Source organism: Roseofilum sp. SBFL (assembly GCF_017746885.1).
Lineage (GTDB): Bacteria > Cyanobacteriota > Cyanobacteriia > Cyanobacteriales > Desertifilaceae > Roseofilum.
This window is the reverse complement of sequence record NZ_JAGHZH010000160.1, coordinates 1-22,519: the sequence shown is the minus strand read 5'-3', so window position 1 is coordinate 22,519 and position 22,519 is coordinate 1. Positions and strand designations below refer to the sequence as shown.

Annotated in this window: 14 protein-coding genes; 4 read left to right on the top strand and 10 right to left on the bottom strand. The window is 44.7% G+C overall.

From position 1 onward, the window contains the following. Window positions 1-333 precede the first annotated feature (333 nt). Together J7545_RS17020 and J7545_RS17015 are read left to right on the top strand one after the other, a co-directional pair. Complete coding sequence (locus tag J7545_RS17020) at window positions 334-3,771, top strand: ExeM/NucH family extracellular endonuclease (RefSeq protein ID WP_318719908.1); 3,438 nt, start codon at window positions 334-336, stop codon at window positions 3,769-3,771. A 249-nt stretch (window positions 3,772-4,020) separates the two neighbouring features. Further along, entirely contained in the window at window positions 4,021-4,833 is an 813-nt protein-coding gene (locus J7545_RS17015) for a phytoene/squalene synthase family protein (protein ID WP_318719907.1), read from the top strand. Between the two features lie 72 nt (window positions 4,834-4,905). Here the strand turns inward: J7545_RS17015 and J7545_RS17010 are convergent, their stop codons facing one another. The 8 genes from J7545_RS17010 to J7545_RS16975 form a co-directional block, all read right to left on the bottom strand. After that, window positions 4,906-5,541, bottom strand: coding sequence for a transglutaminase family protein (locus J7545_RS17010; RefSeq protein WP_318719906.1), 636 nt, complete (start codon window positions 5,539-5,541; stop codon window positions 4,906-4,908). A 44-nt stretch (window positions 5,542-5,585) separates the two neighbouring features. Further along, window positions 5,586-6,683 carry a hypothetical protein gene (locus J7545_RS17005; RefSeq protein ID WP_318719905.1) on the bottom strand — a complete coding sequence of 366 codons (1,098 nt, stop codon included), beginning with the start codon at window positions 6,681-6,683 and terminating at the stop codon, window positions 5,586-5,588. A 112-nt stretch (window positions 6,684-6,795) separates the two neighbouring features. Continuing rightward, the gene (locus tag J7545_RS17000) at window positions 6,796-7,503 is read right to left on the bottom strand and encodes a DUF4336 domain-containing protein (RefSeq protein WP_318700369.1); all 708 of its coding nucleotides are present in this window, start codon (window positions 7,501-7,503) and stop codon (window positions 6,796-6,798) included. A 10-nt stretch (window positions 7,504-7,513) separates the two neighbouring features. Then, window positions 7,514-7,930: a hypothetical protein gene (locus J7545_RS16995; RefSeq protein ID WP_318700370.1), complete on the bottom strand. Its 417-nt coding sequence runs from the start codon at window positions 7,928-7,930 to the stop codon at window positions 7,514-7,516. A 145-nt stretch (window positions 7,931-8,075) separates the two neighbouring features. Next, complete coding sequence (locus J7545_RS16990) at window positions 8,076-11,342, bottom strand: SpoIIE family protein phosphatase (protein WP_318719904.1); 3,267 nt, start codon at window positions 11,340-11,342, stop codon at window positions 8,076-8,078. 190 nt (window positions 11,343-11,532) lie between these two features. Further along, window positions 11,533-12,102: a TerD family protein gene (locus tag J7545_RS16985; RefSeq protein WP_271941109.1), complete on the bottom strand. Its 570-nt coding sequence runs from the start codon at window positions 12,100-12,102 to the stop codon at window positions 11,533-11,535. A gap of 24 nt (window positions 12,103-12,126) precedes the next feature. Then, window positions 12,127-12,831 carry an N-acetylmannosamine-6-phosphate 2-epimerase gene (locus tag J7545_RS16980; RefSeq protein ID WP_318700372.1) on the bottom strand — a complete coding sequence of 235 codons (705 nt, stop codon included), beginning with the start codon at window positions 12,829-12,831 and terminating at the stop codon, window positions 12,127-12,129. Beyond that, window positions 12,831-15,095: an ATP-binding protein gene (locus J7545_RS16975; protein WP_318700373.1), complete on the bottom strand. Its 2,265-nt coding sequence runs from the start codon at window positions 15,093-15,095 to the stop codon at window positions 12,831-12,833. The genes J7545_RS16980 and J7545_RS16975 overlap by 1 nt, the downstream gene beginning before the upstream one ends. A 224-nt stretch (window positions 15,096-15,319) precedes the next feature. On the opposite strand from J7545_RS16975, the gene cobN reads away from it, so the two are divergent. Continuing rightward, window positions 15,320-19,441, top strand: coding sequence for a cobaltochelatase subunit CobN (gene cobN / locus J7545_RS16970; RefSeq protein WP_318719903.1), 4,122 nt, complete (start codon window positions 15,320-15,322; stop codon window positions 19,439-19,441). Between the two features lie 20 nt (window positions 19,442-19,461). Here the strand turns inward: cobN and J7545_RS16965 are convergent, their stop codons facing one another. Next, window positions 19,462-20,337, bottom strand: coding sequence for a glycosyltransferase (locus tag J7545_RS16965; protein WP_318719901.1), 876 nt, complete (start codon window positions 20,335-20,337; stop codon window positions 19,462-19,464). A 382-nt stretch (window positions 20,338-20,719) separates the two neighbouring features. Next, on the bottom strand, window positions 20,720-22,240 hold the full coding sequence (locus tag J7545_RS16960; protein WP_318719900.1) for a cyclic nucleotide-binding domain-containing protein: 1,521 nt from the start codon (window positions 22,238-22,240) through the stop codon (window positions 20,720-20,722). Between the two features lie 199 nt (window positions 22,241-22,439). Between J7545_RS16960 and J7545_RS24160 the strand changes: the two genes are divergently transcribed. Next, window positions 22,440-22,519, top strand: an 80-nt coding sequence (locus J7545_RS24160; RefSeq protein ID WP_413039293.1) for an IS630 transposase-related protein, incomplete at its 3' end; no start/stop codon positions are given.

Genomic DNA, 22,519 nt, shown 5'->3' with positions numbered 1-22,519 from the left:
GAATCGTACTATTCCCTATTCCCCATTCCCTAGCGCAAAGCGCTGTATAACTCCTCAAGTTAAAAGTAAAGTGACAGAAAAGGGATATTCTTTACCTAAAGTTTATCTCGTCTTCAGCAACACTTGACCAGAGCTTTATGAAATATAAACGATCGCACCGTACTGTAAAAAGCTGTGTGGCTTCCTCCTAGTCTTGGGTACTGACGCAAGTTAAGAGAAAAACAATTAAGAAGTCAAGCTGGGATTAATCGCCTTCGGAACTTCTCCAGAGTGCGATCCCTATTCGTTTACCCATCTACTCAATCACAGCAAACTAAGCACAGCAAAAAAACAATGGCACTCAATCCAGGGGACATCGCATTTGTCCAATACAACGCCGATAACCCAGACAACTTCGCCTTCGTTGCTCTCGTCGATATTGCTGACAGCGAATCTATCCTCTTCACCGATAACGGTTGGCAAGCGAGCAATACTTTTCGTGCTAATGAAAACACGATTACCTGGACTCCCCCCGCTGGCGGCATCACTGCCGGAACGGTGGTAACCATTACTGGAACCACAGCATCTTCTGGGACAGTCTCTGGAACCGCACCTGCACTAAGCGCTAGTGGAGACCAGATCCTCGCCTATCAGGGAGCATCTACCTTTATCGCCGCTCTGAATAACGAAGGGGCAGGAGTATGGCAAGCTGATGCCACCAATAGTAATACCTCAGCATTACCTCAAGGACTCACCAACGGCACCAATGCCATCGCCTTGACTGAAATCGATAATGCCCGGTATGTAGGCACGACATCCGGGACTCAGGCTGACTTACTCGCCGCTATCAATAATTCTGCCAACTGGACGGGCAGTCAGAGCGCTGCTCAAACCTTCTCCGGAAGCTTTACTGTTAGTGGCTCACCATCTCCGACTCCAACTCCTTCTACTACTCTGATTCACGACATCCAGGGAAGCCGCGCTGCTAGTGCCCTTGATGGCAATACCGTAACTATTGAAGGTATTGTTGTTGGCGACTTCCAAGACGGAACTGGAGTCGGAACCAATGGGGATCTCAATGGCTTTTTTGTCCAAGAAGAAGATGCCGATGCGGACGGAAATGCCGCCACCTCAGAAGGAATTTTTGTCTTTGATGGTTTCAGTCCTGCGGTTAATGTCCAGGTGGGCGATAAAGTGCAAGTGACTGGAGAAGTTGAGGAATTCTTTGGTCTCACGGAGCTAACTAGCGTTAGCAATGTTACGGTTGTTTCTTCTGGAAATGCTCTGCCTACCGCGACGGATATCTCCCTTCCCGTTGCCGCAACGGTAACCAATAGCGATGGCGAACTGATCCCGGATCTTGAACCATACGAAGGGATGTTAGTCCGCTTTACCGATACCTTGAGTGTAACGGAAATGTTTCAGCTCGATCGCTTCGGAGAGCTGAGAGTGTCCCAAGGGGGACGCTTAAAACAATTCACCCAAAATAACAGTCCTGATGTAGCAGGATTTACCGCTCATCAGCAAGATATTGCCCGGCGCAATATTGTTATTGATGACGGTCAAACGGTCCAGAATCCTGACCCTATTATCTTTCCTGATGGTAGTCTCTCCACTGCTGATGGCTTCCGCATGGGAGATACCGTAACTAATTTGACTGGAGTTGTGAGCTATAGTCGAGGCAGTGGTGGTTCTGGTGACGAAAACTATCGCATTCACCTCACGGTTGCACCGACGTTCGTATCGACCAACGCCCGACCGGTAACGCCTGATGCTGTTGGCGGTAGCCTAAAAGTTGCTGGTTTCAATGTTCTCAATTACTTCACTACCCTAGATGAAGGCAGCAACACCACTGCTAATGGTAATAACCCTCGTGGCGCAGATAATGCCACAGAGTTTACGCGGCAAACGGAAAAACTGGTTACGGCTTTAAGCACTTTAGATGCTGATATTGTTGGGTTAGTGGAGGTGGAAAATGACTTCCTGGCAGGAAGTAGTGGTAATGCTATCGAAAATCTGGTGAATGAGTTAAATACCTCGGTTGGTGCTGGAACTTATAATTGGGTGAATCCGGGCACTCAGTTTGTGGGGGATGATGCGATCGCGGTAGGATTCATTTATAAACCCAGTGCAGTTTCTCTCTCTGGTAGTAGCAATATCTTAAATACAGCCGCTTTCCTCGACCCGAACAATTCTGGACAGAACCGCAACCGTGCCGCTTTAGCCCAAACTTTCACTGAAACCGCTTCTGGGGAAAGCTTTACCGCCGTTGTCAATCACTTCAAGTCTAAGGGCAGTTCTGGTCTGACGGATACCAGTAATCCAGATTTTGACCAATTGGATGGTCAAGGCTTCTGGTCTGATACCCGTGCTGATGCGGCTACTGCTCTGGCCAATTGGCTGAACACTGACCCCACCAATAGTGGCGATAGTGATTTCTTGATTTTGGGCGATCTCAATGCCTATGCTCAAGAAGATGCGATTACTAATCTGAAAAATGCAGGATATACAGATTTAGCGCAACAGTTTATTGGCTCTGATGCCTATTCGTTTGTCTTCGACGGACAAACGGGAACCCTAGACTATGCTTTGGCAAACTCCAGCTTGCTCCCGCAAGTGACGGGAACGACGGAGTGGCATGTGAATGCAGATGAACCGGATGCGATTGACTACAATACTGACTTTGGTCGGAATACTGGCATTTTTGATGGGTCAGTTCCCTTCCGTAACTCCGATCACGACCCTGTAATTGTTGGTCTCAATCTAGGAGCGTCTGCACCAACGCCAACGCCGACTCCTACGCCGACTCCCACCCCAACGCCGACTCCCACCCCAACGCCAACCCCGACTCCTGGGAATGGAACGGTTGAAATTAGTCTGAATGCGGAACAGGTTGCTGCTGTAGTGGCAGCTTTGGATAATCCTCCTCCTTTCCCCTCGCCCAATTTAACCAGCGTAACTATCACGGGAATCAATACGTTTGATCTTCTTCCTGGAAGCAACCAGAATGAGACGTTCAATGCTGGAGGCGGCCCGGATGTCGTCGTTGCTGGTGGTGGAGACGATAATATCAATGGAGAGGCTGGAGCCGATCTGTTAATGGGTAATCAAGGTCGTGATATTGCCAGTGGTGATTCTGGGAATGATGTAATTTTTGGCGGTCAAGGTGACGATGCTGCCAGTGGTGGTGATGGCGACGATCTGATAAGTGGCGATCGCGGTAACGACCTGTTGCAAGGAAATGGGGGTAATGACCAACTCTTTGGCGGTAGCGGTAATGACAACATCAATGGAGGGCCGGGTAACGACTTGGCCTATGGCGGACGAGGTGACGATCAAATACGGGGCGGTCAAAATGACGATATCCTTATCGGTAATTTAGGTAATGATGGTCTACGTGGAGATGCCGGTAACGATCGGTTATTGGGCAATCAAGGCGCGGATTACTTAGATGGCGGTGTGGGTAACGATACTCTGCGTGGAGGTCGAGACAGCGATACTCTCCTCGGTGGTACTGGCGATGATCTCCTCTATGGAGATATCGGTAATGATAGTCTCGTCAGTGGAGTCGGGAGTGATGTCTTTGTGCTACAGAATGGTCGTGGAACCGATCGCATCGCTGATTTTGGCACAGGCGATCGGATTGGGTTAGCTGGAGGGTTAACCGTCCAACAGTTACAAATTACCCAAACTGGAGCCAATGTTACTCTTTCATTTGGAAATCAAATCCTAGCAGTGGTGGAACAAACCAATGTGAGTGCCTTAACTCCCGACCTATTCCTGAGCGTATAATCCATAGTAGAAGAACTCAATCGAGTGGGGGTAATCTCCTCCACTTTGATTGTTGTATAGCAGAGAAGAAAGGAGTTAAGAATCGTGACTTACTGCTTGCTGGCGATCGCCCTCCGGTTTGCCCATCAGTTAACCGGTACTCCCGATCCTCTGCTCTCCCCATTTACCCTAAAACCGATCTAAAAAACTTGCTTGTCTGCTCTTGATGAATTATAAGCTAGTAACAAGCAAATGTGAGGAGTTGAATGGATGAGCGCCCTTAAAAGTGCCTTAGAGATTTTGGAAGAAACGAGTCGGACATTTTATATTCCGATTATCCGTCTTCCTCCTAATCTACAAGAAGCAGTGGCTTCTGCCTATTTATGTATGCGTGCCATTGATGAGGTTGAGGATCATCCAACTCTGGACAATGAGGTAAAAAGCCAGATTTTGCGTCAGATGAGTTGGGGATTACAGTCTGGGGTCAATAATGGCACATTGGCACAAGCTCGCTTGAATTGGGGCAGGTATGAGTCCGAGATTCCAGAGGTGAGTTTGCGATTATATGAGTGGGCAACCTTAGCACCCCAAGATATTTCTCCCCGCATTTGGGATGCTACCGCAGCGATGGCGAACCGGATGGCTTCTTGGGCTGAGTGTAACTGGAATGTCCTGACTGAGCGGGATTTAGACTGTTATACCTTTAGTGTCGCTGGGGCTGTGGGCTTGATGCTTTCGGATCTGTGGGCATGGTATGATGGCACGCAGACGAATCGGACTGAGGCGATCGCCTTTGGACGAGGGTTGCAAGCCGTGAATATTCTCCGCAATCACCACGAGGATCTCCACCGTGGAGTAGATTTTTTTCCCCAAGATTGGACCATTTCTCAGATGCAAGCCTATGCCCGTCGTAATTTAGAGTTAGCCAATCAGTATACGGAAGCTTTGCCTCCTGGACCAGCATTGGAGTTTTGTAAGATTCCTCTGGCTCTAGCTCATGCAACCTTAGACGTATTGCAAGCAGGAGAAGAAAAGCTCTCTCGGACTGCGGTGTTGACCTTGATTCAACAGATGACCAGTTAGTAGAATAGAGGGATGGAGAGCTTGGCGATTCTCCTATCTCCCTCTCCTCCCATGGCAACGTCAAGCGCTATGTTATAGCGAGTATTGAGTCGATTGGTACTGCTTAAGATTCTCTTGATCTGAATCAGGAAGCATTCCTATCGAAAGATCGGGAAGATTCTCCAGCATTGAATCCCAGGTTCTGTATGACTGTAGAGCTTCTACAACAACAGGCAGTGGATCGGGGAGAATGACCTGAAAATCGGCTTCTTCAGGTAACTGAATCTTAAATGCTAAACATTCCTGGGGAGGAGAAAATTGAGCATTGACTCCTTCCTTGTTCCCTCTAGCATCGACCCGATACCAACCGATTTCTGGCAAGTAAATAGCATTGAAACCATGTAAGCTGTAGGGTGCGCCGCGATCGTCAATACTCAATCGTTGATAACAAAAGCCTGCCGGGATTTGATTGGCTCGAAGAAGCGCAGCGAGTAAATGGCTCTTAGCGTAGCAATATCCTGTTTTGTATCTCAGAACATCAGACGCACGACAAGTCACAGGATTCATTTGATAATCAACACTGTGAAAGATTTCATCTCGCACCCACTCGAAACAAACTTGAGCTTTTTCTAATACGGTTGTACATTCCAACGTGATTTTTGTAGCGCAGTCCATAACTTCTGGATTTTGCCAGTCGATCGCGTCAGTTGCTTGCAAAAATTCTTCCATAGTATTTACAACTCCTAAAAAAATAGATATAAATTGAGATTGTCTTAGAGAACTTCGCCACTGAGAAATCGAATTAACTTATCTTGTTGTGGTTTTTCTTTAATGCCAATGTATGTAAGTGAAGATTCAATCTCACAACGTATATTAAATCCTGATTCCCATGCTTCATTATTATCAGCGATCGCCCGCAAAAGAAATTGCTGACTGTTCGTAAGATCGCTGACTGCTGTTCCTGGTTTCATCGCACCCTCTGGAAAGACAAGTTCAAACAATAAATTACAGTTATTATAGTAGTATAGGAAAGCCCATCGATAGGTTAAAGTCGGCATCAATTGTTCTAGAACACGATTGCCCAATCGATCAAAAAAGTTGACAAACAATCCACGTCCATCTGCATACCATGAGTCAAAATGATTGCTTAACTGCAATAATAGATTAGGACGATCGCCAAGCTCTATAAATTGTTCTAACAGTTCCTGTGATGGATTTTCTCCAGCTACATACATGAGTGAGATTGCAGCAGCCAGTTTGACTATTTCTGCGTCATCAGATTGTAATATTTCTTCGCAAAACGCCTTATCTAGAGGAGTTTCTCGATCTAATATCGCTAGTAGCAAGAGAAGTGATGCTCTGATGTTCGGCTCAGGTTCTCGTTTCAGGCGATCGTAAAATTGTGTGCATATCTTGGTAGATTGGGGTTTACAAGCTGCGAGAATATCGGCAGCAATTATTCTCATCTTTGGTAGGTCGTGTTCGAGCAAGCCAATATAAAAATCCAAAGCTTTATAAATGGGTTGGCGAACAGAATTAACCCATCGTAGATAGCTCCAATCGTATTCTTCGGAGTTATCGATATAATCACAATCTGATAAATTATGGGATGTAGCAATCGAAGCAATACAACAAAGAATTCTATAAAGGACTTCTGTATCTGTCTCTTTATAAATTTGTCTAATAAAAAATGGAATAACAAAATTGACTTGGTAATGTAGATCTCCCTGATGATACATGCGGTAAAAAACTTTATCTATCGCTTGTTCTCGAACGTTAGGATTGTCTGATGAAAAATTCCGGATTTCTTGCACGATCTCATGGCCGACTTCAGATTCTAATTCTTCTAATTCAATGTCTGGGATATCCATTACTGCTCCTTTGATTCAACCAAATCCTGAACAAATTATACCATGTTCAATGAAACGAGACCGTTTTCTCTGCGCGATCGCGGTTAGACAACTCACAAGAACCCATCATATTTTATAACCACCTTAAAAATTGCTCATAGCCTTCCTTGAATTTTTCTTTGCCATCTCGCTCAACAATACTGCCATGAGCCACAATAACTCGCTCAAAATCCCATTGTAAAACTTTTTTCACCGATTCTCTAACTTGTTCCAATTCCTTTGTGGCAATGCGCTCTAGTAAGGATGGACTTAATTGTTTATATCCGCCAATAATTCTAGCTGCAAATTGCGTGAGGAGTGGAAAACTCTCGTCAAAGTGAAAGGCTGTATCTGTCAAAATTAGAGTGCGACTGGATGAATGAAAAAAGACACATTCATTGAGTTCATCAACTCCGTTTAAGCCAAAAACCCTAAAGCCATTGAAAAAGACGAACTCTAATCCAGGGAATAACTCACCTCTATCTCCCTGAATAGTCCGATCTATGGGCAATTCTGGTTTTTTCAGGGTTAAACCCGGTGCAGCCCAAAAGGTCGCTTGGGGATAAAGAGATTTGAAATGAGCTGCAAATAAATAGTGATACAGATTGGGAGCAATAATATGTTTAATAACTCCAAGTTCGCCAAGCTGATTGACGAGTGTCTTACGGGTTTGAATGGGAGAAATCACGACTAATTCTCGATTGGGCAATCCAATCACTGTCATTTTTGTTCCGACACTGAGTCCAAGATATCGTCGGGGTTGTTGGGCAACCCAAATATCTGTGTCAATTTCTTTTAGCATTTAGACAACTCTATTTCTTCAACCATAGCAACAGGGCAAATATCCCCAAGAGCAAGGCTTCAGTTCCCAATAGTCCGTTCAAGGTTTGGGCATCTTCAGGCTGGAGGATAAACTGCGATCGCCAGATCGTATACGGTAAGAATTGTAGTACAAGAATCCCACAAAATACGAGCCACACTGACCAGCCTAAACCTCGCCAGAGGGCGATCGCCGCTACGATATCAAAACTTAACAGAGCCACATCCATGCCACGCCAGAGTAGGGGAGTCGATAACCAAGGAGTTCCTGTCAACCCAGCCATATTGCCCATGTGAACGATTGCGCCATAGAGCAGAACTAACGCCAAAAACTTGGCATAGCGGGCTGTCCAAGGATAGCTTAGGGCAGCATTATGGGGGATATCAGGGATGATCTCTACTTTTTTCATTATTTTAATGTATGAAATTTAATATATAGCGCAAAGCGCTGCTATGAGGGACATTATTGAATCCTTAAAGCCATATACCACAACCCTATTCCCTATTCCCTATTACCTATTCCCTAGCGCAAAGCGCTATAAATTAATTTACCCATTACCCTTCTGAGAGCGCTATTGCTTTGCGTTTGAGGATGATGAGAGTGATATCATCATAAATCTTTTGTGTGCCAATGTAGTGCTTGAGGTCAGCGATAATAGCGGTTTTAATCTCATCGGCGCTCTGATGGCGATCGCTCTTAATCATAGTACAGAGGCGATCGATTCCATAATGTACCTTATCGAGATTTTCCGCTTCCGTAATTCCATCCGTATACAATACAGCCACATCTCCAGGATTTAGAGCTAATTCCAGTTGATGAAAGAACGTCCCCACATTCCGATCTAACCCAATAGGAAAGCCTAAATCCAGAGTATCAATACATTCTACTTCACCCATTGAGCGCACTATAATTAACGATTCATGTTGTCCACTCAACCTTAAAACGCCCTCATTGTATTCTAGAAGTGACAACGTTAAGTGTTTATCAGAGTTCATGCGCTCGATATTCTCTAAAATAGTCCGATTTAAAATCGTAAAGAAATCCTTTATATCGGCAAACTGGCTATAACTCAAACACCGAATTGCCGTTTGTACCATAATCGCTAAAACACCGCTTTCGAGTCCATGTCCCGTCACATCACCAATACTGACAATGATGCCTTTATCTTGTAAGAAAACATCATAATAATCTCCTCCGACTTCATCGGCTGTTTCCATAAAACCGGCAATTTCCAAATCTTCAATAACAGGGAGAGATTCCGTGTTAGGCAACAGGATTTTTTGCAGGCGACTGGTAATTTCCACTTCTGTGGCTAACCGCAAGTTTTCCAACTTTAGAGATTTCAGATTTAAATGCATTTTGACTCGCGCCAAAAATCCATCCTTAGATACGGGTTTAGTCAAATAGTCATTTGCCCCCAACTCTAAGCCCATCACTAAATCAGTCACTTGATTGTTTGTACTTAACAAAATAATCGGTAACTCTGTGGGACTTTGAGTGAGGCGAACTTGGCGAGTAACTTCGTATCCAGTCATTCGAGGCATCATAACATCAACAATCATTAAATCTGGGATTAATCCTTGGGCTAAAAGATCTAAAGCCTCTTCGCCACTTTGAGCTGAAATAATTCCATAATCTCCTGAATTTAGATAGCTCGTATAAAATTGAAGATCGGTCAGTTCGTCATCAACGATCAAAATTTTGTGCTTTTCATTCTGACAATCTGTGGGCTGCCAGATTTGTGCCATTGAGGAAACATGAGTGAGGTCGGATATTCTTTCTTCTTGAGACGTTGACTCCTTAGAATTCACGTTATCAGTAATAGGTAAAGTGAAAATAAAACTAGAGCCTAATCCTAGGGTAGAGACGACGTGCAACTCTCCCCCATGTAATTCAATTAAACGCTTCGTTAACGCTAAACCTAATCCTAGACCACCATACATCTGCGCGATCTGCTCATTTTCTTGTTCAAAAGGCTTGAATATCCGATCGATTTTATCTTCAGAAATTCCAATCCCACTATCTTGGACTGTAATCTCTAAATAATCATCAACGCGAGTAGCGATTAAGATTATACATCCAAAATCAGTAAATTTGATTGCATTATTAATGAGTTCATAAAAAATTTGCTCCAGTCGTTTTTCATCAGCGCAGACTAGGGGGATATCGGAGGGGATTTGGTTCTTGATTTTAATATTTTTAGTCCCAATCAAGGGATAGCATTGGGTTAAAGTAACCTCGGCGATCGCTCGTAACTCAACTGCCTTACAGTTGAGCGTCAATTCATCATAGTTCAGCCTTGATAAATCCAAAATATTATTGACTAAATTGACGAGTCTACGACCACTAGAAACAATCAAAGATAAATTAAACTGAGTGTGTTCGCATAATTTTACAGATGTGGTCTCTAAGATCGATTCGGCTAAACCAATTATTCCATTTAAGGGAGTTCTGAGTTCATAGGATGTATTAGCTAAAAATTCATCTTTGAGCCGATCGATCCGTTCTAATTCTTGATTCTTGGTCTCCAAATCAGAAAATGAAAGTTGAATTTGATCGGCCATTCGATTAAATGAATCAGCCAATTCTCGCAACTCATCAAATCGCCGCAAAGTTACCCGGTTATACCATTCTCCTTGAGCCACAGCTTTAGCGGATTCACTGAGTTTTTTAATCGGATTAATTACACGCTGTGCAGTGATACTGCCGATTAAACTAGCGACTAATAATGCGCTTAAACAGAGGATCAGTGTATGAGATAGATTGGTATAAATGGGGCCCATAAAGTCTGATATGGGAATCACCACAATCACTAACCAATCCAAACCGTGATTATCGGTTAATGGGGCAGTATGAACTAAGTGATTTTGAGAATGACGATCAAAAAGTAACTGTTTTTGACTGGAGAGGTTTTCCCAATTGTCAAATCGATGGAGAAGATACTGACTGGTGTCTTTAATCAGAGGATTCGTACTGTGAATTGCCTGCACTCTTTTGGGTTTATCTTGGTCAAATTGATACAGAAGTTCGTCCGTTGAAGAGGAAACAACGGCTCCCGATTGATCGACAATAAATGCGATTCCCGATGGACTCACTTTTAAACTTTTGAGTAATTCATTAATATAGGTTAATGATATTTCTGCGCCTAATACGCCTAGAATTTCACCGGTGGATCGTGCCACAGGGGTAACGGGTTTAGCATAGAGAAAATATTCCCCTGTGTTGAGATAGGGGTAGGACGAAATAGAAATCTCACTCCAAGTGGGATTTCGTTTCTCAACGGCCGTTTTATACCAATTTTTGAGCCGAGCATCATAGGGTTGGGTGCTTAAAAGTTCTTGGCGATCGCACATCCGATCTAAGCGATAGGTTTTTCGCTCTGGAATACTCCCTTCCCGCACTTTAACCACGGTTTCCCCATTGGGTAGTTGCTGAACGGCTAAGACTTCGCCAGTGGGACGACCAAAGAGTAAATAGTCTACCCCATTATCTTGTTTGACTAACCGTTGAAAATAGCATTGCAGTTGCTCAAAATCTTCGATATCAATTTGATCGGTGTCAATGGCTCCTTGAATTGTTTGATACACAGAATGGGGTTGAGCCAATTCCATCGCCAAAACTTGGGCAATGCGATCGCTCGTTTCTCGTCCCAATTGCTTGACCAAAACATCGACGGCTTCTTTTCCGCTGCGGAAAGATAATCCTGTAATCACGACTGTCACTACTCCCAATTGCAGAATGAAGGGAACCGTTAGTAGCGTCCGCAGGGAAAGATGATAAACCAGCGGCTTGATTAAACGACCACAGAATTTCCAGACCATAGGGGAAGGACAATAGAGATCCTTTACCCACCATATCACCCTGGTATGGGAAGATGGGGGATGGGAGGATGAGGGAACACGGAGTGAAGAAGCCAGCCATTTTTGATTGTGGCGAAGGTCTTGATCGATAAGTAAATCGATAAGTAATAAGTAAGGGCAGGTTTCAAACCTGCCCCTAGCCCTTTTCTAATTAACTATAGCGGTCTAAAAGAGCTTGTAATCCGCCTCCATAGCCCGCACCTACGGCATTCATCCGCCACTCTCCATCTTTGCGATACAACTCTGTAATAATCATCGCCGTTTCAATGGAATAATCTTCATCTAAGTCATAGCGTATCGCTTCTTCCTTCGTCTTCACATTGACCAAGCGAACATAAGCATTACTCACCTGGCCAAAATTTTGTTTGCGTTGTTCTGCTTCATAAATGGTCACGGTAAAGACCAATTTCATGACCTCTGGGGCAATTTTTCGCAAGTCAATAATAATAACTTCATCATCTCCTTCACCCGCACCCGTGCGGTTATCCCCCATATATTCTACTGCCCCATCTAAACTTTTTTTGTTATTGTAAAAGATTAGATGTTTGTCGGAAACCAACTTTTCATTTTCCCCTAAGAGAAAAACTGAGGCATCGAGGTCAAAATCCACACCCGTATCGGTGGCTTTAATATCCCATCCTAAGCCAATAAAAGCCGCTTCAATCCCTGGGGATGCTTTTTCCAGAGAAACCTTTTGTCCTTTCGCTAGAGAAATGGCCATAATTATTCAAGTCAATTGACGACTTTATTCAGGATATCTCACGGATTTAGCCGTAGACAAAATTTGTTGATAAGATTTAACCTTCTGATCAATTCCTGTAATATCTGTCCCCACTACGACGGCGATCGCCCCTAAATCTAGCGCTTTCTGTGCCATTTCTGGGGAACTGATGCCCCCTTCACAAACCATGGGACAACTGAAGTTTTGCACCAGTTGCTCTAAGAGATCGTAACCTGGGGGGGTGAGGTGACGGGTTTCGGGGGTATATCCGTAGAGAGTCGTTGCCAGAAGATCGGCTCCGGCATCAAAAGCAACGTTTGCCGACTCGAGTGTATCGACATCTGCGAACACGGGTTTATTTAACTGCTGATGAATTTGAGCAATCAGGGCGTGTAGCGTTTCATTTCCTGGGCGAGGTCGGTTCGTCGCATCTATAGCAATCCAATCTGCACCCGCTTGCGCCAGTTCTACGGCTTGGGAAAACTGGGGTGTAATATACACTTCAGAATCGGGGAATTGGCGCTTCCATAGCCCAATAATCGGCGCATCTGTCTGTTCTCGGACTGCTCGGATATGGGCTGGGGTATCAATACGAACTGCGGTGGCTCCTTGATTGAGGGCAGCTTTAGCCATAGCGGCGATCGCCGAAGGGTCATGGAGAGGTGAGGAGACTGGCGCTTGGCAAGAGACAATTAATCCGTGTAGGGGTAATCTATTGAGTGGCTGCATTACTTTGGCATGAGGATTCGGCTAAGGGTTTGCAGAAGTTCTTCGAGTTGTAAGGGTTTATTCAGATACACATCGGGTTCGGTAAGGGGATCTTGAGATAACTCTTGTTGTTCAGAGGAATCGGCGATCGCTACCACCTTAATTTTATAGGTCGTTGTCGAATTTCGCAAAATCGTAATTAACTCTTGAACACTCATATCGGGCAATTGAGTTTCTGTAATAATTGCCAAAGGACGCAACACTTCAATTTGTTGGGTGACCGTTGAGCCATCTAATAACCAAATCGCTTGATATCCTGCTGCTGTGAGTAAATCACAAATTTCCCAAGCCATTTGTTCATTGTCTTGAATTAAAACCAAACGTCCTAGAGGGATAGTAGTTGCCCAGGGATTTAATGGCGTATGTCCAGAAGACTTTAAGCTCACTGTACCTTGGGGTTGAGAGGGCAAACTCACCGTAAATATCGACCCAACACCCAAAGTTGAATCCACTTCAATCAGTCCTCCATGAAGTTCTACCAATTGGCGAGTGAGCGCTAATCCTAATCCCATACCCGGATATTGACGTTCATAGGCAGTTTCCAATTGCTGGAACTTTTCAAACAAGAAAGAAAAAGCATTTTTTTTAATCCCAATCCCTGTATCTTCGACTTGGAAAATAGCCCGATCTTCTTCTCGCCAAATTGTTAATATAACTTCTCCTCCTTCTGGCGTAAATTTAAGGGCATTGTTCATTAAATTGAGTAGAATTTGCTGAACTCTGTACTGATCGGCAAAAAATGTATCTTCACCCTCCAATCCATCGATGTTAATGACCAAATTTATCTCCTTTTCTTCAGCCAAACTTTTGAGGGACTTCTTGCAGTTACGAGCTAAGTTTATTAATGAAAACTTGCGAATGTTGAGAACTGTTTTCCCAGCTTCTAATTGAGACAAATCCAGTAAATTATTAATCGATTCTAATAAATTTCTGCCACTATCCTGAATTTTTTGCAAATAGACTCTTTGTTTCTCTATGCTTAATTTATGTCCATCACTATCCGGGGAAAACGCCAATCTCAACAACGTCGCAGACATCCCAATAATATAGGTTAAGGGGGTTCGCAGTTCATGACTGATAGCTGCCAAAAACTCACTTTTAATCCGATTTTGAATCTGACTTTTCAAGAGATCGGACTGTAGATCGGATAAGGATTTCTCAGACTCTTCACTAACGGATTCAGAGTCTACACTAATTAGACTGATATCTTTTTGAGTTTGGGATCGATCGATCGCGATCGCCAAATAATCTGCCAAGCGCTTCAGAGTATGTTTTTCCCATTCCAACCAGCGTCGAGGATAGTGGCACTGATGGGCAATCATTAATCCCCAAATTTGTTTACGCACCAAAATAGGAATCACCAACTTAGCGCGGACATGATAATGGCGTAATAAATCTAATAAACAAGGCGAATCTCGATAACTAATCTCCACATCTGAAATCACGGCCATCCATCCTTGCTTATATTTTTCCCTTCCTTGACATCCATGGGCAAAACACGACTTTTCTTCCGTTAAATGAAGAACTGGAGTGATGGAGTTCCCCCCCTTGGCTTCATAGGTGATGTATCCCCAATTTTGAGGGAACGGAATAGAACTCTCCTCTGTGTTGGGAAAGACATCAAATTGATAAATTAAAAGTCGATCGACTTGTAATAAACTACGCCATTCCTCCATAGCCGTAGATAAAATCGTCGGTAACTCAACCCCCTGTTGCATTTGGGCAATAATTTGATAAAAAAGTCTCTCTTGCCTGGCTGGATGCATAAAAGTACCGGCAAAACCCTCTTGGCATCCAGATTCAGACTCTTCAATGCGGCTTAAAATTTGCAGCATCAACTCCCCTTGTAAATAAGCGGAATTAACTTGAGGCGTGCGAATCACTTTCTTTAAAGCTTTAGTGGCTAAGGAAGGATTGGATAGTTCCCGTACCAATTGTTTAAGAAAGACAGCAATCGGTTGAGTATCAAAAGTCAACTCGACTTGAAGGTAAGGCAATTCATGCACAGAGGATTGACCCAAGGGTGTACCAATTAACAGCACCCTCAATGCTGGAGACACTAAAACTAAAAACTGCGATCGCCCATAATTCCAAGAAGACTCCGTTTGCTCTAAAATCTTCTCAGTGATACAGATCGCAGCCTCTCCCAAAGTATCGGCCTTACCCTGTAACAAGACATAAAGCTGCTTAAAGGTCTTGTAATCTAAAATTCGATGAGGTAGCATTACTATTGCTTGACAGGAGGGTTCTCAGGATACATGAAGATACGGCAGATAACAGAGGAATATGGGACTCCACAAGTAATGAATCTTACTCCTGTCTCTTGCTCAGAGGGCTTGCCATTCTCCGGTTTACTTATCGTATTCTGTTTTTGATCCCCACCCCCCTGAAACGTTGGGAAACTTTTATGTTTTGACTCTTTAGCGTAATAGTAGGTTTAGACTCAATAATGCATCGAATCGCCGCAACTCCCGGAGGATGGAACCCCCAAGACGAAGGGGTGGTTATCCTCGAACAAACTTCAGCCCCGATTGTTATTCTCACCGCAGCAGATACAGATATTCAAACTTTAGCCGCAACGGTTCCCCATCTTCCTGCCCAGTTTCCTCAGATTCGGGTCGCCAGTCTCTTACACTTGGTACAGCAACTGTCGATTGATGACTATGCCGAACGAGTATTGCAGCACGCCCAGGTGATTCTGGTTCGTCTGTTGGGTGGAAGGGCATATTGGTCTTATGGTTTGGAAGTGGTGAAAGAATTAGGCCAAAATCAGGGCATTGCTTTGGTGGTGATGCCTGGAGATGATTCCCCCGATGTGGAGCTAATGAGCCATTCCACGGTGTCTTTGGAACAGGTTAATCGATTATGGCGCTATTGGAATGAAGGGGGAGTGGAAAATATTCGTAATGGATTATTGTTTTTAGCCAGTTCTGTAGGGAGAGATTTCGTAGGGACGGGTTCACCAATATCTCGGTGGAAAAAGGAGAAGATGGGTGAACCCGCCCCTACATCTTGGTGCGAAAATCAGACGATTACTGAACCTAAGCCCATTCCTAAAGTGGGTGTATTGCCGCTAAACCAGGAGTTAGGGCAAAATTGGCCAAAAGTGGGGATTCTCTTCTATCGTGCCCATTATTGTGCCGGAAATACGGTTCCGATCGCCGCCCTATGTCATGCTTTGATAGATCGCCAGTTAATGCCAGTACCGGTTTTTGTCTCTTCTTTGCGCGATCGCCAATGTCAAGAGGAAATTCTACAGCTTTTCCAACCCCCAGACAACAAACCCATCCAAGTTCTGCTCAATACTACCAGCTTCGCGATCCATTCCCTACAAAGTAAGGACTCAACCCCTTCATTTTTCTCCACCCTCAATGTTCCCACCCTACAAGCGATCCTCAGTAGCTCCACCGTCGAGCAATGGCAAGACGGCAACCGAGGACTCCTACCCAGAGATGTGGCGATGAATATTGCCCTACCAGAAGTAGATGGGAGAATCATCACCCGCGCCATTTCTTTCAAAGCCGCACAAACCTATAATCAGCAACTGCAAACCGATGTCGTGCAATATGAACCCGTTGCCAACCGGATTAACTTTGTCGCTGACTTAGCTGCCAATTGGGTGAAACTGCGGCAAAAACCTGCCCAAGATCGCAAAATTGCTGTTATTCTCGCCAATTATCCCACCCGTGACGGACGGCTAGCTAATGGTGTCGGCTTAGATACTCCCGCCAGTTGTGTGGAAATTCTGGCAGCTCTGAAAACCGCAGGATACGAGTTACAGGATATTCCAGAAACGCCAGAAGATCTCATAAGTCGCTTAACCGCAGGGGTGACGAATGACTGGGAAGGGAATGAGATCCGGTTGGGTAGTGGAATGGGGGAATGGGGGAATGGGGGAATGGGGTTATCTCTGTCTAGAGATGATTATCAACAGAGGTTTGAGCAATTACCGGTTGAAGTGCAAAAGGGAATTAATAACCGATGGCATTCTGTAGGGGCAGGTTCACGAAAATCTCAGTGGGAAGACAATAGCGTTGGTGAACCTGCCCTGCCGGAACGTTGGGTTACGCAACCGACTCCTCCGACTTTGTACCGAGATCTGGGGGCGGGTTTACAAAAATCTGGGTTGGGAGAGCAAAATATTGGTAAACCCGCCCCTACAGAATCGGGGTGTACAGGGTTTGCCATTGCCGGTTTAAATTTGGGGAATGTGTTTGTCGGTATCCAACCGTCGCGGGGATACGATCTAGACCCCAGCTTAAATTACCATGCGCCCGATTTAGAACCCACTCCCCATTATCTAGCCTTTTATCAGTGGATTAAAGAGATCTTTGAAGCAGATGCAGTCATTCATGTGGGCAAACATGGGAACTTAGAATGGTTACCCGGTAAGAGTTTAGCCTTATCTGAATCTTGTTATCCGGAAGTGGCATTCGGGGCAATGCCACACTTTTACCCGTTTATTGTCAACGATCCGGGGGAAGGATCGCAAGCCAAACGGCGATCGCAAGCCGTTATCCTAGACCATCTTACCCCGCCCCTGACTCGTGCCGAACTCTACGGCTCCCTGCAACAACTCGAAACCCTAGTTGATGAATATTACGAAGCCGATAGTTTAGACCCTTCCAGACTACCCATTATCCAATCTCGAATCACAGAACTTATCCGTCAAGAACATCTCGACCAAGATTTAGGCTTAACTCCAGAGGACTTAACTGAGGTAACCTCCCAACTCTCCACCCGCATTGATGGCTATCTGTGCGAACTCAAAGAAGCCCAAATTCGCGATGGTCTGCATATTTTCGGCCAATGCCCCCAAGGGCGACAACTGCGGGATTTAATCATTGCCATTTCCCGCTCCCGTCCCCAGGGAATTACTCGTGCTTTAGCGGAAGACTTGAGTTTAGAGTTTGACCCCCTCACCACAGATCCCACCACCCAGTTAGACCCTCCGGCGATCATTGAAGATCGGGCTTATCACCAAGTGGGCGATGTGGTGGAGCAATTGGAAACACTAGCCGCAACATTAGTCGATCAATTGTTGTTCGGAGACGCAAAGTCCGTAGGGGCGGGTTTACCCAGATCTGGGTGGGAAGACAAAAATGCTCGTGAACCCGCCCTTACATCTGGGTGGGAAAACGGGATGGTTGATGTTTCATATCGCGCCGCGAAACCTGCCACTACGGAACCAGCCCATTCCCTATTCCCCATTACCCAACAAGAACTAACCTGGATCGCCCAAACCCTGCATCCTCAATTGCAAGCCACGAGCCAAGAAATTACCAACCTGTTGCGCGGACTAGAAGGCTACTATGTTTCCAGCGGGCCGTCGGGCGCTCCGACGCGGGGACGGGCGGAAGTGCTGCCCACCGGTCGGAATTTTTACTCGGTTGATATTCGGGCGATTCCCACAGAAACGGCTTGGGGAATGGCGCGAAAAGCAGCCGAGGCATTAATTGAACGTTATACCCAGGAAAATGGGGAGTATCCAAAAACCTTGGGGTTGTCGATGTGGGGGACTTCAGCCATGCGGACGGGAGGAGAAGATTTGGCTGAGGCTTTATGGTTGTTAGGGGTACAACCGGTTTGGGATGGACCATCTCGTCGCGTGGTCGATTTTGAAGTGGTTCCCGTGTCGGTGTTGGGAAGGCCGAGGGTAGATGTTACATTGAGAATTTCGGGATTTTTCCGGGATGGTTTCCCGAATTTGATCGATCTGTTTAATCGGGTGGTGGAGAAGGTTGCGGGGTTGGATGAACCGGAAGAGGACAATCCTTTAGCGGCGACGGTAAGAGAGGAAACCCAGAAATGGCAAGAGTTAGGGTTAAGTGAAGAGCAGGCGTGGGGGCGATCGCACTATCGCATGTTTGGCTCAAAACCGGGTGCGTATGGTGCAGGGTTACAGGGGTTAATTGAGTCCCAAAATTGGCGCACGGATGAGGATTTAGCCCGCGCTTATCTCAATTGGAGCAGTTACGCCTACACGGGGCAAGGAGAAAGTCAGTCTGCACCGGAAGTATTTGCCCAACGCTTACAAGATTTACAGGTGGTTCTTCACAATCAAGATAACCGCGAACACGATCTGTTAGATTCGGATGATTATTATCAGTTTCAAGGCGGGTTAACGGCGGCAGTACGGTCATTAACCGGGAAAAATCCCACGGTTTATTTTGGCGATCATGCTGTTATGAATCACCCGAAAATTCGCACGCTGCAAGAGGAAATTAACCGGGTTTATCGATCGCGAGTCGTCAATCCGAAGTGGATTGCCGGTGTCATGCGTCATGGGTATAAAGGAGCATTTGAAATGGCGGCAACAGTAGATTATTTGTTTGCCTATGATGCGACTACCCATTGTGTTGCCGATCGTATCTATGACGGCGTAAGCGAAGCCTATCTACTCGACCCTAAGGTACAGGAGTTTGTGGAAAAGCACAATCCTTGGGCGCTCCGAGATATGGCAGAACGGTTATTAGAAGCCCATCAGCGCGGACTGTGGACAAGTGCAAGTGCGGAACGGGTAGATGAGTTGAGGGCGATCGTCCATCAAGCCGAAGCGAGTATTGAGTAGAACAGGCGATCGCTACTGGTTTAATCCCAATATCCCCACATTAAAGCGCCATATTGAAGAGTGGACAAGAACCAATTCAAACCATTTTTTTCTGCTGGTGTAAATGGTCGTGGCTTCAAGTCCACCTCATGCTTCAATCCCACCAACTGATTCCCTTTTCCATATCGCTTAAATCGGCGAATAAAAGAGAATAAACCTTGACCAAAATCATGATAAACTAATGAAGACAAAGCATAGGAGAGTTGACCCACTTCCGAAAGGCGAAACCCCAAATCAATATCCTCACCTGCTGCAATTTGAATCTGGTCATCAAATCCACCCACTGATTCTAAAGCAGGTTTCCAGATCAGAGTATTGGCAGTAATCACATAATGGGGACGCAGATCCCCAAATTGATCCTGGACTGAAGGTGGAATCAGAATTTTTTGAGAGCCATAATAAGCAGAAAGTTGATCTTGTTGCAAGGGTTGCACATTGCCGGCATAACCCACTGCACCATTGAGCATAGTTTGGTAACCTGTTAAAAAGCTGGCTGTAGGAATACAATCACTATCCGTGAATAAAATCCATTCTCCTTGAGCTTTTTGAATGCCTAAATTTCTCGCACTAGCTGGATCGAGCGCTTGACATTCAAAGCGTTTAATCGGTAGGCTGAAATGACCAAAATCTTCCCTAATAACAATGGGAATAGAAGAATTATTATCAACGATAAGTATCTCACGAGGATAGTTTTCTGGGAGATGGGAATCAAAAAAAGAGGTCAGAAACCGATCAATCCCTGGTTGATTATTTTTCACAGGGATAACCACAGAAACTCGATCGCAGGCTAAAGTTAAGGGAGCCTGAAGATTGAGTTTGCGCTCAGGAACAAAATGACTATAGATCAGTGAAGTCATGCTGGGTAATGGGAAAATTAAATACCAATGATTTGCTGGTATTGCACCCCGTAAACTGCCACGCAGCAGAATTTAGGAATAGATCTTGATTAAAGAATATTCCTAGAGATAATCTCTAGATTAAGTTGAGTGAATGCTAGAGTAGTTTAGGTTAGCAGGAGATGAGACTGTAAGAGTCGTCTAAAAGTTTCCTCATCCATGAACCTGGTTCACAACTGCGGCTAATTCTCAACGATCATTACAGCAGTTAATTGCCTCTGCTATGCCCTGGATCAATGGTGGTTTTTAAAGATAGCCAGAATAGCTCACTTGCTAGATTGAGTCTGTTGCTCACTCCCCCCACTCCTCTCCTCTATTGCCCACCACAGCGCCAAGTACTGTATCAAACACCAAATAAATTCTTGAGCCGTTTTCTCACCCAAACCACCGGATTTTTATCATCTTCTGAAGCATCTACTAGCCCCAATTCACGCAACTGCTTTTGGCGTTCAGAGAGTTCGTCTTGGTGTTTGGCAAACTCTTGGACAATGACCTCGGAAAGTTCTGGGTGTTCGCGCAACAAATTTTCAAAGCCCTTATGATTAATGGCAAATAAAATGGTCTCTTCAACGGCGCGAACCGAAGCGGTACGAGGAATGCCTAACATTAAAGAGAGTTCACCAAAAAAACTACCTGTCCTCAAATTGGTTAAATGCTTATTGATTTTTTCTACATAAACTTCAACTGTACCGGCTAAGACAATATAAAAACTATCCCCGGCATCCCCCTCTCGAAAAAGCACTTCAGATTCCCTTAAGCGCCTGCGACAGCCCACTTCAATAAGTTGCCTTAATTCGAGTTCGGTAAAATTCTTAAAGTAGGTAACTTGGGGAAGTAAATCCCGGAGTGCCAGCGGCTTAGAATCTTGAATTTCTGGATTTTTATTGGCTTCTAAAAATTCCTGAACTTCTGATTTTCTACGTCCGACTGGATAGAGAACTTCTGGATTTCTCAGCCATAAATCTTGCTGAGGAAAGGGGATGGTAATATTGTATTGTCTTAAGTGATATTCGATTAAAAAATTGAGGGAACTGGTGATATGAGGTTCTAAATCAATACGGGAGACCCAAACCCAGAGTTCAAAATCTAAAGAACTGGCTCCAAAACCAATAAAAATGACCTTGGGTGGAGGTTCTGAGCTAACCGAAGGCTCCATATATGCAGCTTTGAGTAGGGCTTCAGTTACCAGAACTGGATCGCTGCCATATTCGACACCAACAGGAATGTGAATCCGGTTTGTGGGGGATTCATAATCCCAATTGAGAATCATATTTTCTACAAGATGGCTATTCGGAACAATCACCGAACCGCCACGCCGGGTGCGAATTAAAGTAGAGCGCAGAGAAATTTCTTTGACATAGCCATCCATGCCATCAAATTGGACAAAATCGCCGATGCGCAGTTTGCGTTCAACCAATAGGGTAAGTCCACTGGTAAAGTTTTTCGTAATACTTTGCAGACCTAAACCAATACCAACGCCTAAACCACCAGCCAGTACGGTTAAAGAGGCAATATCAAAACCATTGGTTTGTAAAATAACTAGAAAACCAATGGTGGAAAAGCTGTAACCAACAATAGTGGCGATCGCCTGGCGGTTCCCTTCATCAATTTTGAGCTTTTGGAGCAGACGATATTTGAGGAAGTTTTTGAGTAGTCTGGCAAAGACGAGGACAATGACTAAGGAAAAGAGAATATTGATAATGGCAATAATGGTGATCTTTTCATTGCCAATGGTGAGAATGGAGGTATTTGAAATATGATCGATCAGATTAACTATCGTTTGCCAAAGTCTGGCGATCGTGCTACTCATGTCGGCCCAGTATGAGGTGTATATTACCGATACATCGGGTATCGCGCTGGTCATTGGTAATCAGAGGTGAAAAATCTCTGAGGAAAGAAGTTTCAGTGTTTGGCGATCGCCGAAATTAACTCCGATATCAGCGCGTATTGCTATGTATCGACATTCGTTCTGTTCTATCATATTTCTGGGGTTACCGGGCTTATATAGTCATTCCAATTAAAAACCCGCAGTATAATAAGAGGAAATCTAAGGGAGTTGAAGGATGGCATACAGTATAGATTTACGCTCACGAGTCGTGGAATTTGTTAAAAAAGGGGGCAGCAAGGCTGAAGCGGCCCGCAG

Coding starts and splice junctions, on each gene's coding strand:
- J7545_RS17020 (WP_318719908.1), top strand. CDS start 334: ATGGCACTCAATCCAGGGGACATCGCATTTGTCCAATACAACGCCGAT.
- J7545_RS17015 (WP_318719907.1), top strand. CDS start 4,021: ATGAGCGCCCTTAAAAGTGCCTTAGAGATTTTGGAAGAAACGAGTCGG.
- J7545_RS17010 (WP_318719906.1), bottom strand. CDS start 5,541: ATGGAAGAATTTTTGCAAGCAACTGACGCGATCGACTGGCAAAATCCA.
- J7545_RS17005 (WP_318719905.1), bottom strand. CDS start 6,683: ATGGATATCCCAGACATTGAATTAGAAGAATTAGAATCTGAAGTCGGC.
- J7545_RS17000 (WP_318700369.1), bottom strand. CDS start 7,503: ATGCTAAAAGAAATTGACACAGATATTTGGGTTGCCCAACAACCCCGA.
- J7545_RS16995 (WP_318700370.1), bottom strand. CDS start 7,930: ATGAAAAAAGTAGAGATCATCCCTGATATCCCCCATAATGCTGCCCTA.
- J7545_RS16990 (WP_318719904.1), bottom strand. CDS start 11,342: ATGGTCTGGAAATTCTGTGGTCGTTTAATCAAGCCGCTGGTTTATCAT.
- J7545_RS16985 (WP_271941109.1), bottom strand. CDS start 12,102: ATGGCCATTTCTCTAGCGAAAGGACAAAAGGTTTCTCTGGAAAAAGCA.
- J7545_RS16980 (WP_318700372.1), bottom strand. CDS start 12,831: ATGCAGCCACTCAATAGATTACCCCTACACGGATTAATTGTCTCTTGC.
- J7545_RS16975 (WP_318700373.1), bottom strand. CDS start 15,095: ATGCTACCTCATCGAATTTTAGATTACAAGACCTTTAAGCAGCTTTAT.
- cobN (WP_318719903.1), top strand. CDS start 15,320: ATGCATCGAATCGCCGCAACTCCCGGAGGATGGAACCCCCAAGACGAA.
- J7545_RS16965 (WP_318719901.1), bottom strand. CDS start 20,337: ATGACTTCACTGATCTATAGTCATTTTGTTCCTGAGCGCAAACTCAAT.
- J7545_RS16960 (WP_318719900.1), bottom strand. CDS start 22,240: ATGACCAGCGCGATACCCGATGTATCGGTAATATACACCTCATACTGG.